A 17,297-nucleotide genomic window follows, 5' to 3' on the forward strand; every position below is an offset into this window, starting at 1 on the left:
ACATGTCACGTGTAGCCAAGAAGCCCATCACCCTCGCCAAGGGCGTCGAACTCTCGGTCGCCAACGGCACCGTCACCGTCAAGGGCCCGAAGGGCACCCTGACCACCCATGAACTGCCGGGCGTTTCGTTCCAGCAGGAAAACGGTGTGGTGAACATCGTCCTGGCCGACGGCGCCGACGACAAGTTCGGCGGTACCGCCCGCGCCATCGTCGCCAACATGGTTCATGGCGTTGCCAACGGCTTCGAGAAGAAGCTCGAGCTCGTCGGCGTGGGTTACCGCGCCCAGCTCACCGGCAAGTCCGTCAACCTGTCGCTGGGTTATTCGCACCCGGTCGTCTTCGACGCGCCGGAAGGCATCACCATCGAAGTTCCGACGCAGACGGAAGTCCTGATCAAGGGCGCCGACAAGCAGCTCGTGGGCCAGGTGGCAGCCAAGATCCGCGCGTTCCGTTCACCGGAGCCCTACAAGGGCAAGGGTGTCCGCTACGCCGGCGAGACGATCATCCTGAAGGAAGCCAAGAAGGCCTAATCGGCCTATCCGCTTCCTGGAGACGAGACGATGAACAAGAACCAATCCCGCCTGCGCCGCGCCAAGTCGACCCGCGCCCACATCCGTGAGCTCGCCGTCGCCCGCCTGAGCGTGCATCGCACCGGTCAGCACATCTACGCCCAGGTCTTCGCGCCGAACGGCACCGTCGTGGCAGCTGCCTCGACCGTGCAGAAGTCGGTGGCCGAAGGCCTCAAGAGCAAGAAGAACGTCGAGGCCGCCACCACCGTGGGCCGTATCGTCGCCGAGCGCGCCAAGGCCGCCGGCATCGAGGCCGTCGCGTTCGATCGCTCGGGTTTCCGTTATCACGGTCGCATCAAGGCTCTTGCCGACGCGGCGCGTGAGGCCGGCCTCAAGTTCTAAGAGGCGTCAGGCCACGGCATCGGCCTTTCGGGGCCGGTGCCGCCCGATGTAACTACAACTCCAAGCGGCGACCGAGCCGTAAACAGAAGTCCCGGATCATCCGGGCCGACAGAGAAAAGAGATGTCCTCGACAGATCGCGAAAATTCGGACGGCATGCTTGAAAAGCTTATCGCCGTCAACCGCGTGGCCAAGACCGTCAAGGGTGGCCGCCAGATGAGCTTCACCGCGCTGACCGTGGTCGGCGACGGCGAGGGTCGCGTCGGTTTCGGTTATGGCAAGGCCCGTGAAGTGCCGGTCGCCATTTCCAAGGCCATGGAACGCGCCCGTCGCAACATGGTGAGCATCGAACTGAACAACGGCACGCTGTGGTACGCCATCAAGGCCAACCACGGTGCGGCCCGTGTCTTCATGCAGCCCGCTTCCGAGGGTACCGGCGTCATCGCCGGCGGTGCCATGCGCGCCGTGCTCGAAGTGGTCGGCGTGAAGAACGTCCTTGCGAAGGCCGTCGGCTCGCGCAACCCGATCAACCTCGTCCGCGCGACGATCAAGGGTCTGCAGGCCGTCGCCTCGCCGAAGCGCATCGCCGCCAAGCGTGGCAAGACGATCGAAGAGGTGCTGGGCAATGGCTAAGAAGAACGAAACCGCTGCCGCCGGCACCGTGCGCGTGCGCCTGGTGAAGGGTCTGCGCGGCGTACAGGGTCGTCATCGTCTGAGCGTCAAGGCCCTTGGCCTGAACAAGCTCAACGATGTGCGCGAACTGAAGGATAGCCCCCAGGTCCGTGGCCTCATCAACACGGTCTATTACCTGGTCCGGGTCGAGGAGTAAGCATCATGCGTCTTAACGACATCAAGCCCGGCAAGGGCGCCCGCAAGACCCGTACCCGCGTCGCTCGCGGTATCGGCTCCGGTCTCGGCAAGACGGCCGGCCGTGGTCACAAGGGTCAGCACGCCCGCGCCGGCAACACGCATCGCGTCGGTTTCGAAGGCGGCCAGATGCCGCTGCAGCGTCGCCTGCCGAAGGTCGGCTTCCGCTCGCTGAAGAAGGCCGACACGGAGCAGGTCATGCTCTACCAGCTGGCCTCGGTCCAGGCCGACACGATCGACCTGATCGCCCTGCACGCTGCTGGCCTCGTGTCCAGCCGCGCCAAGAAGGTCAAGGTGGTGCTGAAGGGCGAGATCACTCGCGCCGTGAAGCTCCAGGGCGTGCTTGCGACGGCCGGCGCCAAGGCGGCTATCGAAGCCGCCGGCGGCAGCGTGGAGTAATCAGGTGGCTGCAGCGCAGGGCACAACGCTCGGCTCGCTGGGCAAACTGACGGAACTGCGTCAGCGCATCTTTTTCCTTATTGGTGCGCTGATCGTCTTCCGCCTCGGTTCGTTCATTCCCGTTCCGGGCGTGAACCCCGAGGCGATGACGAGCCTGGTCGAGGGCGGTGGCGGTCTGCTGAACATGGTCAACATGTTCTCGGGCGGCTCGCTGTCCCGCTTCTCGGTATTCGCTCTCGGTGTGGTGCCGTACATTTCGGCGTCGATCGTGGTGCAGATGATGGGCTCGGTCATTCCGTCGCTCCAGGCTCTGCGCAAGGAAGGCGAGGCGGGTCGTCGCAAGATGACCACGTACACGCGCTTCGGAACGGTCGGGCTCGCGGCATTCCAGGCTTTCGGCATCGCCGTGGCCCTGCAGAAGCAGGTTGCCGCTGGCGGCGCGCCGGTGGTTTACATGCCGGGTGCCGGCTTCGTCCTGGCATCGGTCGTCGGCCTCACCGCCGGCACCATGTTCCTGATGTGGCTGGGCGAGCAGATCACCGAACGCGGTATCGGCAACGGTATCTCGATGCTGATCTTCGCGGGCATCGTCGCAGGCCTGCCGGCCGCCATCGTTCACACGCTGAGCATGGCGAACAACGGTGAGCTGTCGGTCCTGAAGCTGCTGATGGTGCTGGTGGTGATCCTGGCGGTGACGGCGTTCGTGGTGTTCATGGAGCGCGCCCAGCGGCGCATTACCGTGAACTACGCGAAGCAGGGCAGCCAGCGTCAGTTCCAGCGCCAGACCTCGCACCTGCCGCTGAAGATCAACATGGCGGGCGTCATTCCGCCGATCTTCGCGACCAGTCTGCTGCTCTTCCCCGCGACCGCGGCGACCTGGTTCGGCTCCGCCCACCAGTCCCGCTGGCTGCAATGGCTGACCACGGCGCTGAGCCCGGGTGAGCCGGTCCACGACATCGTGTTCGCGGTGCTGGTGATCGGGTTCGCCTTCTTCTATACGGCGATCGTGTTCAACTCGCAGGAAACGGCCGATAACCTCAAGCGTTCGGGCGCGCTGATTCCGGGCATCCGCCCGGGGCGGGCCACGGCGGACTACATCGATGGCGTCATGACCCGGCTTACCGGCGTTGGCGCGATTTACATCGTCCTGGTCTGCCTGGTGCCCACGTTCATGCAGAACGCCTGGCACGTTCCGTTCTATTTCGGCGGCACGTCGCTGCTGATCGTGGTGGTGGTGGTGATGGACTTCACGGCTCAGGTCCAGGCCCATCTCGTCAGCCACCAGTACGAGAGTCTGCTCAAGAAGTCGAATCTCCGCCGCAGCTGAGACGCGGTGGAGGCCCCACACGGGGAGGCCGCGGGGTGTCAAGCCCCGCAGGACTTCCAGTTTAGGTTAATAACGGTTAGAATTGCGCGTTTACCGCGCACGAAACGCATCGGAGACAGTACATCATGGCGCGCATCGCGGGTGTCAATTTGCCGGTCCAGAAGCATGTCTGGGTTGGTTTGCAGAGCATTTACGGAATCGGCCGGTCGCGGGCCAAGAAGGTCTGCGTCGACGCGGGCGTGGTCGCAACCACCCCGATCAAGTCGCTGAGCGAAGGCGAGGTCGAGAAGATTCGCGCCGAAGTCGCCAAGTACACGGTCGAGGGCGACCTCCGCCGCGAAATCGGCATGGCGGTCAAGCGTCTCATGGACCTCGGCTGCTACCGTGGCCTGCGCCATCGTCGCGGCCTGCCGGTGCGCGGCCAGCGCACGCGTACCAACGCCCGTACCCGCAAGGGTCCGCGTCGTCCGATCAAGAAGTAACGGATACCGATTATGGCTAAGCCGGTTAAGACCAAGAAGAAGATCAAGCGCGTCGTCACGGATGCCGTGGCCCACGTGCAGGCTTCTTTCAACAACACCATCGTCACGATCACCGACCGCCAGGGCAATGCCCTGTCGTGGGCGACGGCTGGCGGCGCGGGTTTCCGCGGTTCCCGCAAGTCCACCCCGTTCGCTGCCCAGGTTGCCGCCGAAAAGGCCGGCCGCGCTGCCGGCGACTACGGTGTGAAGACCGTGGAAGTGCGCATCAAGGGCCCCGGCCCGGGCCGCGAGTCGGCCGTGCGCTCTCTGAACGCGTTGGGCTACAAGGTGCTCAACATTATCGACGTCACGCCGATTCCGCATAACGGCTGCCGTCCCCCCAAGAAGCGTCGCGTCTAAGGAGCATAACCATGGCCCGTTATCGTGGAGCTACCTGCAAGCTGGCGCGTCGTGAGGGTGCCGACCTCGGTCTGAAGAGCCCGGCTCGCGCGCTTGATTCCAAGTGCAAGCTCGAAAACAAGCCCGGTCAGCATGGCGCCAACAAGCGCGCCCGTCTGTCGGACTACGCCGTTCAGCTGCGTGAGAAGCAGAAGGTCAAGCGCATCTACGGCGTGCTTGAGCGTCAGTTCAGCAACTACTACACCAAGGCTTCGACCCAGAAGGGCAACACGGGTGAAAACCTGCTGCGCCTGCTGGAAAGCCGTCTCGACAATGTTGTCTACCGCATGGGTTTCGCGGTCACCCGCGCCCAGGCTCGCCAGCTCGTGGCCCACAAGTCCGTCACGGTCAATGGTAAGAAGGTCAACGTGCCTTCCTATCACGTCCGTCCGGGCGACGAGGTCTCGCTGACCGAGAAGGCCCGCACGCAGCTGCGCGTGCAGGAAGCGGCGACCATCTACGACACGATGGACCTGCGTCCGTCGTGGGTCGAGGTCGACAGCAAGAAGTTCGCGGGTACGTTCAAGGCCGTCCCGGATCGTGGCGATCTCCCGGCCGATATCAACGAAGCCCTGATCGTCGAGCTTTACTCGAAGTAATCCACCGGAGCCTTGCATGGCAGTTTCGTCAACTAGTGTGCTGCGGCCTCGTGGCCTCAGCGTCGAGCAGCTTGGAGCGAACCGCGCGAAGGTGGTAGTCGAGCCGCTCGAGCGTGGCTTTGGCCACACCCTGGGCAACGCGCTGCGTCGCGTGCTGCTCTCTTCGATCCCGGGCAGCGCCATCGTCGAGGTCGAAATCGACGGCGTGCTGCACGAGTACACCACCCTCGAAGGTCTGCAGGAGGACGTGATCGAAGTCCTGCTGAACCTGAAAGACGTCGCCATCCGCCAGCACACCGGTGACGAAGTCACCCTGACGCTGTCGAAGAAGGGCAAGGGCGTGGTTACCGCGGGCGACATCGCGGTCGACCACTCCGTCGAAATCGTCAACCCGGAACATGTGATCTGCCACCTCACCAAGGATGTGGCCCTCAACATGCGTCTGAAGGTGCGTCGCGGCGTCGGCTACCAGCCGGCCAGCGCGCGTCAGCATCCGGACGACGAGACCCGGCCGATCGGCCGTCTGCAGCTCGACGCCTCGTTTGCGCCGGTCCTGCGCGTGGCTTACGAAGTGGACGCGGCTCGTGTCGAGCAGCGCACCAACCTCGACAAGCTCGTGCTCGACATCGAGACGAACGGCACCATCGGCGCTGAAGACGCGGTCCGCAAGGCTGCCGAGATCATCAATGACCAGCTGTCGGTCTTCGGTGATTTCTCGCGTCGCGAGAGCGATTCGACCAAGGCGGAGAAGGGCGGTTTCGATCCGCTGCTGCTCCGTCCGATCGATGACCTCGAACTGACGGTCCGTTCGGCGAACTGCCTCAAGGCGGAAAGCATCTACTACATCGGCGACCTGGTCCAGAAGACCGAGGTCGAGCTGCTGAAGACGCCGAACCTGGGCAAGAAGTCGCTCACGGAAATCAAGGACGTTCTTGGTGGGCGTGGTCTTGCGCTCGGCATGAAGCTCGAAAACTGGCCGCCGCCGGGCCTGTCCCACGGCATGCAGTTGGGCTGATGTTTCACGGGGCGATCGTTCTTCGATCGCCCCGCTCCTTTGTTCCAACCGGCGGATACCACGGGTATTTCCTCCGGAGCACCAGAACGGTCCGCAGAGGCCGTGCTCTTATAACGGGGCGTTCTTACAGCCTCGAAAAGCGGGTAACCGCGGGAAACCGGATCATCCTGGCCGGTTTTTCATAACAACAGACCTTAGAGAGTAAACGCCATGCGCCACCAGAAATCCGGTCGCAAGCTCAACCGCACGAGCAGCCACCGCGAAGCGATGTTCAAGAACATGGCTTCGTCGCTGATCAAGCACGAGCTGATTCGCACCACCCTTCCCAAGGCGAAGGAACTTCGTCGCGTCGCCGAGCCGCTCATCACGCTCGCCAAGACCGACGGCGTCGCCAACCGCCGCCTCGCTTTCTCGCGCCTGCGCGACAAGGAAGCCGTGGGCAAGCTGTTCGAGCTCGGCTCGCGTTACCGTGAGCGTCCCGGCGGCTACCTGCGCATCCTGAAGTGCGGCTTCCGCCCGGGCGACAACGCTCCGATGGCGTACGTCGAGCTGGTCGACCGTCCGGCCAAGGCCGAGGCCGTCGACGCCGAGTAAGCGTCGGTCATTCGATCGAATAGAACCCGGCAGGGCGACCTGCCGGGTTTTTTCGTTCTTGGGATGGCCCGGGCTCCACCCATGTCTTTCGTCCCGCGTCCGCAGGCCGTCCCCAACAGTTGCAAACGTAACTGCGCCCAAGGACTTACAACTCCCTCGACAAAGCGTTAACGTGGGTGTCCCGCATCGCAGCATCGTTCGCATGAGCCCTCGCACCTGGTCGTTCCGCACGCGTTACCTCGCCGGCTTTGTCGTCTGCGTAGGCCTCATGGCGTTCGCACTCTACGCGCAGTACGTCATGCACCTCGATCCGTGCCCGCTTTGCATCTTCCAGCGCATCGCCGTGTGCGTCATGGGTTTGTTCTTCCTTATCGGCGGGTTGCACGCTCCCCGGGGCACGGCTACACGCGTCGTCTACGCTGCGCTGGTGGCGCTTGGCGGACTATGGGGTATCGCCACGGCGGGCCGCCATCTGTGGCTCCAGTCGCTCCCGTCCGATCAGGTGCCGGCGTGCGGCCCGGGCCTCGGATACCTCTTCGACGCCTTCCCGTTTACGAAGATGCTGAAGCTCGCTTTCACCGGCTCCGGCGAGTGCGCGAAGGTCGAGCCGATTCTCGGCGTGCCCATGCCCGGCTGGACCTTGCTCTGGTTCGTCGTGCTCATCGTCTGGGCGTTTCTCGCCGTTCGCCGTTCCGTTCGTTGAATTCCCGCGCCGTGCAGGCGCATCCACGCAGGCAGTACCGACATGCAACACTCCCTCAAAGCCGTAACTCCGCCGTCGCTCGACTGGACGCCGGGATCGTGGCGGTCGAGGACCGCCCTGCAGCAGCCCACGTACGAGGACGCCGCGGAGCTCTCCCGCTCCCTCGAACAACTTGGCGAGCTACCGCCGCTGGTCACCTCCTGGGAGATCCTGGCGCTGAAGCAGCGTATCGCCGAGGCCCAGGAGGGTGAGCGGTTCCTGCTTCAGGGCGGCGACTGCGCGGAGAGCTTCGCCGATTGCAGCAGTCCGATCATCTCGAACCGGTTGAAGGTTCTACTGCAGATGAGCCTGGTGCTCGTGCACGGCCTGAAGAAGCCGGTACTGCGCGTGGGGCGCTTCGCCGGTCAGTATGCCAAGCCGCGTTCGGCCGACACGGAAACGCGCGACGGCGTGACCCTCCCCGCGTTCCGCGGCGACCTGGTAAACAGTCCGGAGTTCACGGCACAGGCGCGCCGCGCCGATCCGCAGCGCCTCATCAAGGCGCACGCCCGCTCGGCCATGACGATGAACTTCGTCCGTGCGCTGATCGATGGCGGCTTTGCCGACCTGCACCATCCCGAATACTGGGATCTGGCATGGGTGGAGCATTCGCCGCTCGCGGCCGAATACAGGCGCATGGTGGCCAGCATCGGCGATTCGCTGCGCTTCATGGAAACGCTGGCGGGCCAGTCCATCTCCAGCTACTCGCGGGTGGACTTCTACACCTCGCACGAAGCCCTGCTGCTGCATTACGAGGAAGCGCTCACGCGCCAGGTGCCGCGTCAGGACGGCTGGTTCAACCTGTCCACGCATTTCCCGTGGATCGGCATGCGCACGGCTGCGCTCGACGGCGCGCACACGGAATACTTCCGCGGCATCCGCAATCCGATCGCCGTGAAAGTGGGCCCGACGGTCCAGGCGGACGATCTGCTGCGTCTCATCGACGTGCTCAATCCGAACGAGGAACCGGGCCGTCTGACGCTGATCCACCGCATGGGCAACGACAAGATCGCCACGCAGCTGCAACCGCTCCTGGAAGCGGTGAAGCGGGAAGGCCGTCGCGTGTTGTGGGTGGCCGATCCGATGCACGGCAACACCGAGAGCACGAGCAACGGATACAAGACCCGCCGGTTCGCGAACATCGCGGGCGAACTCGACCAGGCGTTCGACATCCACGCCGCCGCCGGCACGCGCCTTGGCGGCGTGCACCTGGAACTTACGGGCGAGAACGTCACGGAATGCCTCGGCGGTGCCCGCGGACTCGTGGAGCAGGACCTCGACCGGGCGTACAAGTCGATGGTCGATCCTCGCCTTAACTACGAGCAGTCGCTCGAACTGGCAATGCTGATCGTGCGGAAGTCGGGCGGTATGGTCTGACCTGGAGAGCCCGCCGTTGAGGCGGGCTCCTCATGCTCCACGCGGTCCGCCGCGCTGGGCTTGGACGGCCCTCGATGCGAGCCGGCGCCATGCCGCTCAGAGAATCAAGAGCGTCGATGGTCCGCTGGCGTTGGTTACACCGGTCGCCGAACTGCATTGCGCATTCAAGGTAGCGCCGAGGTTGAGCAAGGTGAAGGTAGCGGTGGCGCTTCGACCGGCATAGCGGCCGGCCGTGATCGTGCCCGGCGCCGTTATCACGAGGTTGCCGCTGACCGGCAAGGCTGTCGCGCTAAAGGTGAATGCGCTGGTCGCTGCGCCACCATTGTCGCTCCAGTGAATGGTCCACGTTATGGGCGTGGTCGAGAACAGATTGTTGCAGTTGAACGGCGCCTCGAAATGCTCCTGCGACGATGCGCTGGTGAGCAGGGGCGCTGCAATCAACTGTGTGCAACTCCAACCCGTTTCCGTGTCGACGGCATGGAGTGCCGTGGTGTTGGTGACGCCAGGGGACCAGGTTGCCGCGTGGCTCCCGGTGCAAGTGACGACGGGAAGGATGCTCTGTGCCGCGGTTGACGATGGCGCCACGGCGGCGACCAGAACCAGCATCGCCGCGAGAACGAGCGACACGTGCGATCTGAACATGGTTCGTAGGACGCGTTGTGCGGACATGATAGCCTCCAAGACAGGTGGGTGATCGCTCGAACGATGCGGCATCCGTGCGCACTTGCGCCTTACCGTTTCGCTTGAGAATTGCGGAAGCTTTTTTTGCTGTCGGGGCTACGGTATTGACTTGAGTTTAGGCTCTTGATTGTCAGCGTTGATACGTATTCGGCAGAAGTATGGCGTCGACGGGAACGAGACTCCGACAAGATGAACTATGCCCCGTTGCTATTCGGATTTCTCCACGGTCCGGGGCGCAGGCTGCCTGGCCCTGGAACTCATCGTATTTGCCGAGAATGCTCAGGCAGGGGTGTCGTTCGCGCGAAACGCCCTGCGGAGGCGTTTCGTCGGATACATGCTTTGCGCTCCACCGGAATGCTCCCCGCGGCGAAGAACTGAGCTTTTAGCGTGTCCGACACAGTTGCTTTTCCTTAGCCCACGCAACATGTTCGCCGACCATTGGCGACGGATGATCAGCCTGCGCATTGAGCGCAGCAATGATTTCATCGCTTGCCGACGGGCTCACGCTCCAGCGCGGTCTGCTATGCCCGTCGCGATGGGCTCAGCTATCGCCATCGAAGTGGTGTTCGCAGGTGGTGGCGGGAGTCGGCGGCTGCCGTTTTTCTCGCTAAGTCCTCCTCCGGCCTTCGCCTCCGTGCGGAATCGCTCTAAAAACGACATCCGCCGACTCCTACCGCCGTTGCGGCGGCGTGCGGAGAAAGCCGAAGCAATCGCGCTCGTCCTCTGGTCGCTGGCATGAGCGGATCACGAAGGGATCCGGCAGGCTCTCGCCTCCGATAGTACTTTTAATCTTCCATTTGCGGGCACGGGCCAACTCGGCATCCCCGTAGGAGCGCGCCCTGCGCGCGACAGCTAGTCGGGCCAGTCCCCAAGCTTGGGGTCACTGCCTCAAAACATGTCGCGCGCAGGGCGCGCTCCTACGAGGGCATCGTTAGCCGTGGCCGGATACGGGAGCCGGCGCTTTGCTTTCCTTCGACCCACGTCACGTTCGGGAGGAGCCGCCGGGCGTCGTTTTTGGAGCGATTCCGCAGGGAGGCGAAGGCCGGACGAGGACTTAGCGACAAAAATGGCGCCCGGCGGCTCCCTTCCGCCACGCATAGCCCAACGCGATGGCGTAAGCCGAGCCTGCTATTCGCACGATATGTCAGCGCAAAGCGCCGTGCCGAGCCAGCGCCCACAAAACATGCTCCCTCACCATCGCCGACGGATGATCCACCCGAGCACGCAGCGCGGCGAGCACTTCTTCGCTCGCCGGCGCATTGCCTAGCCCGACGGCGAGATTGCGCAGCCACCCCTCGTAGCCCGTACGCCGGATGGCCATGCCCTCGGTGCGGGAAAGGAACTCCTCTTCGCTCCATGCGAACAGTTCGACGAGCTTCGGGCCATCGAGGCTGTGGCGCGGAGCGAAGTCGGGCTCCGTCGCTTCCTGCGCGAACTTGTTCCACGGGCAGATCAGCTGGCAGTCGTCGCAGCCGAACACGCGGTTGCCCATCGGCTCGCGCAGTTCCACCGGGATGCTGCCTTTCAGTTCGATGGTGAGGTAAGAGATGCAGCGGCGCGCGTCGAGGCGATAGGGCGCGACGATGGCCTGGGTGGGGCAGATGTCGATGCAGCGTCGGCAACTGCCGCAATGGGCGCTTGCGGGCGCGTCGACGGGTAGGGGGAGGTCGGTGTACAGCTCGCCGAGGAAGAAGTAGGAACCCGCGCGCTTGTTGATGAGTACGGTGTGCTTGCCGATCCAGCCGAGTCCCGCATTGCGCGCGATGGCTTTTTCGAGCACGGGGGCCGAATCGACATAGGCGCGATAGCTGAAGTCGCCGATGCGCTCCTGGATGCGCGCCGCGAGTTTTTGCAGACGATTGCGCATGACCTTGTGGTAATCGCGGCCCAATGCGTAGCGCGCCACGTACGCTTTTTCGCCGTCGTTGATGACGTCCCACGCGTTCGGCATGCCGGGCGGCACGTAGTCCATACGCACGGAGATGACGCGAAGTGTGCCGGGTTCGAGTTCGGCCGGGCGACTGCGGCGGGTGCCGTGGCGCGCCATGTAATCCATCTCGCCGTGATGGCCTTCCGCGAGCCAGCTTTCCAGGTGCGCCTCGTCGTTGCCGAGGTCGGTGTCGGCGATGCCGGTGTCGGCGAAGCCGAGTTCGCTCGCCCAGCGCTTGATGTCGACGGCGAGGGCGGCATAGTCGATGGCGGTGGAAACTGGCATGCCGCCATTCTACCGGGCCTCCTATAATCGGCCGATGACCGACTTCGATCTGGACATCGCCCTCTTCACATCCGCCCAGGCGCGCGCGATCGACCGGCGCGCCATCGACGGGCTCGGTATTCCGGGCTTCGAGCTGATGACGCGCGCCGCCGCGGCGGCCTTCGCCATGCTGCGTCGGCGCTGGCCTGAGGCGCGCCACCTGCGCGTCGTGTGTGGCACGGGAAACAATGGCGGCGACGGCTACCTCGTGGCTCGCGACGCCTTGGCCAACGGCCTGGCGGTGGACGCGGTGGCGCTGGGCCCACCGCGCGGCGCGGACGCCGTCAGCGCCCGTGCCGCCTTCGAGGCGCTGGGCGGCACGGTGCATCCGTTGTCGGCCTGGCCGGGGCTGTCGCCGGCGGACGTGGTGGTCGATGCCCTGTTCGGCACCGGCTTCGATCGTGCCCCCGAGGGGGAAGCGCGGGAGGCCATCGAAGCGATCAACGCCAGCGGCGTTCCCGTGCTCGCTCTCGACGTGCCTTCCGGCTTGTCCGCCGACACGGGTGCCTGTCCCGGCGTGGCGGTGCGCGCGTCGGCCACTGCCACCTTCATCGTGCACAAGCGTGGCCTGCATACCCATCGCGCCGAACTGGCGGGCGAGGTGGAACTGCAGTCGCTGGATCTTCCGCGAGAGGTGCTGGAAGCGCCGGATGCATGGCTGATGGTGGCTTCCAGCCTGCCGCCGCGGCCGAGGGATTCGCACAAGGGGGCGAACGGCCACGTGCTCGCCATCGGCGGCGACCACGGCACGGGCGGGGCCATACGCATGGCGGCGGAAGCGGCACTGCGTTCGGGCGCGGGCCTCGTGAGCGTGGCCACGCACGAGCAGAACGTGCTGGCCATGAATGCGGCGCGCCCCGAATTGATGGCGCGCGCGGTGAACGGCCCGCAGGCGCTGCAACCGATGCTGGACAAGGCCTCCGTCGTCGCGCTGGGCCCCGGACTTGGGCAGGGCGCCTGGGGCCATGCACTGTGGACGACGGCGCTGGACATGGACCTGCCGACGGTGCTCGACGCCGACGGCCTCAACCTCTTGCATGCGGAACCCCGGCGCCTCCCGGCGAAGGCGGTGCTCACGCCGCACCCAGGGGAGGCAGGCCGGCTCCTCGGAATCGAAACCGCCGCCGTGCAGGCCGACCGTTTCGCCGCGGCACGTGAGCTGGCGCGGCGCCATCGCGCAGTGGTGGTACTGAAGGGCAACGGCAGTCTCGTGGCGTCGCCCGACGGCGAAGTGTCCGTCTGTCCCTGGGGAAATCCGGGCATGGCCAGTGGCGGCATGGGCGACACGCTCACGGGCATCATTGCCGGCTTGCTGGGGCAGGGATGCGATCCCTACCGCGGGGCGTGCCTCGGCGTGGCCCTGCATGCCCGCGCGGCCGACGTCGCGGCGAGAGCGGGCGAGCGCGGCTTGCTGGCAGGCGACCTGCTCGAGCCGTTGCGGCGGCTCGTGAACGGGCTGGACGCATGAGTCGCGAGCGGACCCTCCCCGACGAAGCGGCCACCATAACACTGGGCCAGCAGCTGGCCTCACTGTTGCAGGGTGGTCTGGTCGTCTACCTCCATGGCGATCTGGGCGCCGGCAAGACCACCTTCGCGCGCGCCTTCCTGCGCGCCCTGGGCGTCGGCGAACGGGTGAAAAGCCCCACCTACAGCCTGATCGAGGGCTACGACCTCGAAGGCCGGCGGGCCTTCCACCTCGACCTCTATCGCATCGCCGATCCGGGCGAGTTGGAATGGCTGGGGCTGGACAGCCTGGCCGAGCCCGGCGCCATCGTGCTGGTGGAGTGGCCGGAGCGCGGGACGGGGGCCTTGCCCCCGGTGGACCTGGAGATCCGCTTCCGGCACGACGGCAGTGGCCGGATCGTAAGCTTTGAGCCGCGTTCTTCGGCGGGCCAGCACCTCATAAACCAGTTGTAGGGACAGGCGGATACGGTGGGCAGCTCCGGCCTACAGCACCGCCGCGGCTTCTGACGATTTGCAGGCGATTCCTGTACGGTTGTTGACGAAGTGTTCGCAGGTTATGGATTAACAAGGCAAATATCTTGCATTAAGCGGGCACTTGCAGTTCAATCCGGGCCGTATGAGGGGAATCACTATCAAATTCTGCCTTCTTGCGTGCGTGACCGCCGTCGCGACGCTGACGCCTGGCCGCTCGACGGCCGCGGACGTCAATGCGGCCCGTGTCTGGGCGGGCCCCGAATACACGCGCGTGGTGTTCGATCTTTCCGGACCCGCCAGCTACAAGATGTCGGCCGGCGACACACCGGGCAGCGTGGTGCTGGACATCGCCGGCAGTTCCGTCGCCGGCAATTTCTCGGCACCGGGCGGCCAGGGCCTCTATAAATCGCTGACGACCGCGAAGCAGGGCTCGACGGCGCGCGTGGTGGCGAAGGTCGATCCCGCCGCCAAGCCGAAGAGCTTCCTCCTGAAGCCGGCCGGCGATTACGGCTACCGCCTCGTGCTGGACCTCTACCCCGGCGGGCAGAGCGACCCGGGCGACAACCCGGTCATCGACGACACGCCCAGCGTCGCCAAGGTGGCGGCGGCTGCCGCGCGTGACACCCGGACGAAGACGGTTCCCCCTGGCAAGCCCCCCATGCTCGCCACCGAGCGCAAGGTGGTGGTGGCGATCGACGCCGGCCACGGCGGCGAAGATCCGGGCGCGCGCGGCGCGACCGGGCTGCGCGAGAAGGACGTCACCCTGCAGGTGGCGCGCGAACTGGCCGACCAGATCAACCGGCAGCCCGGCATGCAGGCCGTGCTGACCCGCAACGGCGACTACTTCATTCCGCTGAAGCGCCGCTACCAGATCGCGCGCGAGCACAACGCGGACATGTTCGTGTCCATCCACGCCGATGCGTTCAAGAACAGCGATGCCAAGGGCTCTTCGGTCTGGGTGCTTTCGCCGCGCGGCAAGACGTCGGAGGCGGCGCGCTGGCTGGCTGACCGGGAAAACCGTGCCGACCTCGTCGGCGGTGTGTCGCTCGACGACAAGGACGACACGCTGGCGGCCGTGCTGCTCGACCTCCAGCAGGGCTATGCCATGCAGGCCAGTGAGTCCATCGCCGGCAACGTGCTGAAGGCGTTGGGCCGTCTTGGGCCCACGCACCGCGGTTACGTGGAGCGGGCCAACTTCGTCGTGCTGCGGTCGCCGGATGTGCCGTCGATCCTGGTGGAGACGGCTTTCATCACGAATCCGCTGGAAGAAAAGCGGCTCCGCGACGAAGACCATCGCCGCCAGCTCGCCACCGCGGTGCTCGGCGGCGTACGCAATTACTTCGAGTCGATGCCGCCGCCGGGAACCTGGTTCGCCGCGCAGGCGGCCCGTCGCAACGGTACCCTCGTGGCGGCCGCGCGTTCGTCCGACGACAGCAACGATGCCGCGCCGTCGAAGTCCTCCGGCAACGCCGCCGCGCCCGCGAAGGCCGGGGCTTCCAAGCCCGCCGCCCCGACAGCCGTCGCCAAGGCGGACGTGTCCGCCACGGGCAAGAAAGCCGGGGGCCGTGCCGACGACAACGTTCGCGACGTGCACCGCGTCAACCGTGGCGAAACCCTCACCGGCATCGCACAGCAGTACGGCGTGTCGGTCGGCGCACTGAAACTCGCCAACAAGATGACCGACAACACCGTGCGTGTCGGCACGGTCATGCTCATTCCTTCCGGCTGATGTCCCCTGGGGCGGCAAGCGCCGCCATCGGCTATCCTTCGGGGCTTGCAAGCCCGTCAGGTCAAGCCGTCATGCCCATTCGTCCCCTGCCGCCGGAACTGATCAACCAGATCGCCGCCGGCGAAGTCATCGAGCGGCCCGCTTCGGTGGTGAAGGAACTGGTCGAGAACAGCATCGACGCCGGTGCGCGCCGCATCGAGGTCGACATCGAGCAGGGCGGCGTCCGGCTCATCCGCGTGCGCGACGACGGGGGCGGCATTCCCCGCGACGAACTTCCGCTGGCGGTGGCCTCGCATGCCACCAGCAAGATCGGCAGCTTCGACGATCTCGAGCGTGTATCGAGCATGGGTTTCCGTGGCGAGGCGCTCGCATCCGTGTCTTCCGTGGCGCGCTTCTCGCTCACGTCGCGCCAGGCGGGCGACGATTCCGCGTGGCGCATCGAGGTGGACGGCGGCCGCATGCAGGACGTGCGGCCCGCCCAGCATCCGCAGGGAACCACGATCGAGGTTCGCGACCTTTTCTACAACGTGCCTGCACGGCGCAAGTTCCTGCGCGCGGAACGCACGGAGTTCGCGCATATCGACGACCTGCTGAAGTCGCTGGCGCTGGCACGCGAGGGCGTGGACATCCGCCTCAGCCACAATGGCAAGCCTGTGCGCCTGCTCAAGCCTGCGCGGGACGAGAACGCCGCGTTGGCCCGCGTCGCGGAGGTGCTCGGTCCGGAATTTCCCGGACAGGCGCTGCGCGTGGAGCACGATGCGGCCGGCATGCGTCTCTCCGGGTGGGTGGGGCTGCCCACCGCGTCGCGTTCGCAGGCCGATCAGCAGTATTTCTACGTCAACGGTCGCCTGGTGCGCGATCGCATCGTCGCCCATGCGGTGCGCCAGGCCTACGCGGACGTACTGTTCCACGGGCGCCATCCGGTATTCGTCCTGTTCCTGGAACTCGATCCGGCAGGTGTCGATGTCAATGTGCATCCGGCGAAGAACGAGGTGCGCTTCCGCGAGCAACGCCTGATCCACGATTTCCTCTTCCGCACCTTGCACGAGGCGCTGGCGCAGACGCGCGCGGGCGCCGCCTTGCCATCGGCCGAGATCGACGTGCCGGTGGGCACCGGTGCAGTAGGGGCTTTCATCGATCACCGTCCGCTCGCATCGCCGTCGCCTTCGTCTTCGGCGATGCCCGCATGGCCGCAGCAGGCCAGTCAGTCGCGGCTGAACCTCGGCGTGCGCGACCAGCCGCTGGCCGACTACGCCACGCTGTTCGGTGCGTCGACGGCCTCGCGGCCGGCGCCCTTGCCAGCGGGCAACGAGGCGAACGAAGACGTGCCGCCGCTCGGCTACGCCATCGCGCAACTGAAGAACATCTACGTGCTGGCGGAGAACGCGCATGGCCTCGTGCTCGTCGACATGCACGCCGCGCACGAGCGCATCACTTACGAAAAGCTGAAGAACGGACGTGTCACTGCCAATCTGCGCTCGCAGATGCTGCTGGTGCCGTTGTCCATCGCGGTGAGCGCGAAGGAGGCCGCCGCAGCCGAAGAGCATGCCGACGCCCTGGGCGAGTGGGGTCTCGAACTTTCCCGCAGCGGGCCGGGTGCCGTGGTGGTGCGTCGCATTCCGTCGTTGCTTGAGGGGGCCGATGTGGCGCAACTCACGCGCGACGTGCTCGGCGAACTGGCGCAGCATGGAAGTTCGCGCCGGCTCGAGGAACTGGAAAACGAACTGCTTTCGACGATGGCGTGTCACGGGTCCGTGCGAGCCGGCCGGCGCCTGGGCATTCCCGAGATGAACGCGCTGCTGCGAGAGATGGAAGCCACGGAACGTTCGGGGCAATGCAACCACGGGCGACCAACCTGGGTGCAACTGTCGCTGGGCGAACTCGACAAGCTCTTCCTGCGCGGGCGTTGATGCGAATGGATGCGCCACACGATGCGGACACGGCGT

General features: G+C 65.6%; 19 protein-coding genes. 17 read left to right on the forward strand and 2 right to left on the reverse strand.

The genetic code is table 11. The features are described 5' to 3' along the window. Positions 1-2: 2 nt before the first annotated feature. The 13 genes from rplF (at position 3) to FHS47_RS01605 (ending at position 8,749) form a co-directional block, all read left to right on the forward strand. A complete protein-coding gene (rplF, locus tag FHS47_RS01545; protein WP_167022106.1) occupies positions 3-530 on the forward strand; it encodes a 50S ribosomal protein L6 in 528 nt (175 codons plus the stop codon). A 30-nt stretch (positions 531-560) separates the two neighbouring features. Beyond that, entirely contained in the window at positions 561-911 is a 351-nt protein-coding gene (gene rplR, locus FHS47_RS01550; protein ID WP_167022109.1) for a 50S ribosomal protein L18, read from the forward strand. A gap of 121 nt (positions 912-1,032) precedes the next feature. Beyond that, the gene (rpsE, locus tag FHS47_RS01555; RefSeq protein WP_072322784.1) at positions 1,033-1,542 is read left to right on the forward strand and encodes a 30S ribosomal protein S5; all 510 of its coding nucleotides are present in this window, start codon (positions 1,033-1,035) and stop codon (positions 1,540-1,542) included. Continuing rightward, positions 1,535-1,738 (forward strand): 50S ribosomal protein L30, encoded by a 204-nt coding sequence (gene rpmD / locus FHS47_RS01560; RefSeq protein ID WP_166699368.1) that lies wholly within the window; start codon positions 1,535-1,537, stop codon positions 1,736-1,738. The genes rpsE and rpmD overlap by 8 nt, the downstream gene beginning before the upstream one ends. A gap of 5 nt (positions 1,739-1,743) precedes the next feature. Then, positions 1,744-2,175 carry a 50S ribosomal protein L15 gene (gene rplO, locus FHS47_RS01565; protein WP_167022111.1) on the forward strand — a complete coding sequence of 144 codons (432 nt, stop codon included), beginning with the start codon at positions 1,744-1,746 and terminating at the stop codon, positions 2,173-2,175. A gap of 4 nt (positions 2,176-2,179) precedes the next feature. Next, positions 2,180-3,502, forward strand: coding sequence for a preprotein translocase subunit SecY (gene secY, locus FHS47_RS01570; protein ID WP_167022113.1), 1,323 nt, complete (start codon positions 2,180-2,182; stop codon positions 3,500-3,502). A gap of 125 nt (positions 3,503-3,627) precedes the next feature. After that, positions 3,628-3,984 carry a 30S ribosomal protein S13 gene (gene rpsM, locus FHS47_RS01575; RefSeq protein ID WP_166699365.1) on the forward strand — a complete coding sequence of 119 codons (357 nt, stop codon included), beginning with the start codon at positions 3,628-3,630 and terminating at the stop codon, positions 3,982-3,984. Positions 3,985-3,996: 12 nt separating this feature from the next. Beyond that, positions 3,997-4,383 carry a 30S ribosomal protein S11 gene (gene rpsK, locus FHS47_RS01580; protein WP_007513384.1) on the forward strand — a complete coding sequence of 129 codons (387 nt, stop codon included), beginning with the start codon at positions 3,997-3,999 and terminating at the stop codon, positions 4,381-4,383. A gap of 11 nt (positions 4,384-4,394) precedes the next feature. Next, positions 4,395-5,021: a 30S ribosomal protein S4 gene (gene rpsD / locus FHS47_RS01585; RefSeq protein ID WP_029213873.1), complete on the forward strand. Its 627-nt coding sequence runs from the start codon at positions 4,395-4,397 to the stop codon at positions 5,019-5,021. A 16-nt stretch (positions 5,022-5,037) separates the two neighbouring features. After that, entirely contained in the window at positions 5,038-6,036 is a 999-nt protein-coding gene (gene rpoA / locus FHS47_RS01590) for a DNA-directed RNA polymerase subunit alpha (RefSeq protein WP_167022115.1), read from the forward strand. 210 nt (positions 6,037-6,246) lie between these two features. Further along, complete coding sequence (rplQ, locus tag FHS47_RS01595; protein ID WP_167022117.1) at positions 6,247-6,630, forward strand: 50S ribosomal protein L17; 384 nt, start codon at positions 6,247-6,249, stop codon at positions 6,628-6,630. A gap of 202 nt (positions 6,631-6,832) precedes the next feature. After that, positions 6,833-7,333, forward strand: coding sequence for a disulfide bond formation protein B (locus tag FHS47_RS01600; RefSeq protein ID WP_167022118.1), 501 nt, complete (start codon positions 6,833-6,835; stop codon positions 7,331-7,333). Positions 7,334-7,375: 42 nt separating this feature from the next. After that, a complete protein-coding gene (locus FHS47_RS01605) occupies positions 7,376-8,749 on the forward strand; it encodes a 3-deoxy-7-phosphoheptulonate synthase class II (RefSeq protein WP_167022120.1) in 1,374 nt (457 codons plus the stop codon). A gap of 96 nt (positions 8,750-8,845) precedes the next feature. Here the strand turns inward: FHS47_RS01605 and FHS47_RS01610 are convergent, their stop codons facing one another. Beyond that, the gene (locus tag FHS47_RS01610; RefSeq protein WP_167022122.1) at positions 8,846-9,418 is read right to left on the reverse strand and encodes a hypothetical protein; all 573 of its coding nucleotides are present in this window, start codon (positions 9,416-9,418) and stop codon (positions 8,846-8,848) included. Positions 9,419-10,574: 1,156 nt separating this feature from the next. Next, on the reverse strand, positions 10,575-11,645 hold the full coding sequence (queG, locus tag FHS47_RS01615; protein ID WP_167022124.1) for a tRNA epoxyqueuosine(34) reductase QueG: 1,071 nt from the start codon (positions 11,643-11,645) through the stop codon (positions 10,575-10,577). A 34-nt stretch (positions 11,646-11,679) separates the two neighbouring features. Between queG and FHS47_RS01620 the strand changes: the two genes are divergently transcribed. The 4 genes from FHS47_RS01620 (at position 11,680) to mutL (ending at position 17,261) form a co-directional block, all read left to right on the forward strand. Continuing rightward, positions 11,680-13,152, forward strand: coding sequence for an NAD(P)H-hydrate dehydratase (locus tag FHS47_RS01620; protein ID WP_167027513.1), 1,473 nt, complete (start codon positions 11,680-11,682; stop codon positions 13,150-13,152). Then, entirely contained in the window at positions 13,149-13,601 is a 453-nt protein-coding gene (tsaE, locus tag FHS47_RS01625; RefSeq protein WP_167022126.1) for a tRNA (adenosine(37)-N6)-threonylcarbamoyltransferase complex ATPase subunit type 1 TsaE, read from the forward strand. The genes FHS47_RS01620 and tsaE overlap by 4 nt, the downstream gene beginning before the upstream one ends. Positions 13,602-13,764: 163 nt before the next feature. After that, positions 13,765-15,351 carry an N-acetylmuramoyl-L-alanine amidase gene (locus FHS47_RS01630; protein ID WP_167022128.1) on the forward strand — a complete coding sequence of 529 codons (1,587 nt, stop codon included), beginning with the start codon at positions 13,765-13,767 and terminating at the stop codon, positions 15,349-15,351. Between the two features lie 71 nt (positions 15,352-15,422). Further along, positions 15,423-17,261 carry a DNA mismatch repair endonuclease MutL gene (gene mutL / locus FHS47_RS01635; protein ID WP_167022130.1) on the forward strand — a complete coding sequence of 613 codons (1,839 nt, stop codon included), beginning with the start codon at positions 15,423-15,425 and terminating at the stop codon, positions 17,259-17,261. Positions 17,262-17,297 lie beyond the last annotated feature (36 nt).

The sequence above is a fragment of the Luteibacter sp. SG786 genome (assembly GCF_011759605.1).
GTDB lineage: Bacteria > Pseudomonadota > Gammaproteobacteria > Xanthomonadales > Rhodanobacteraceae > Luteibacter.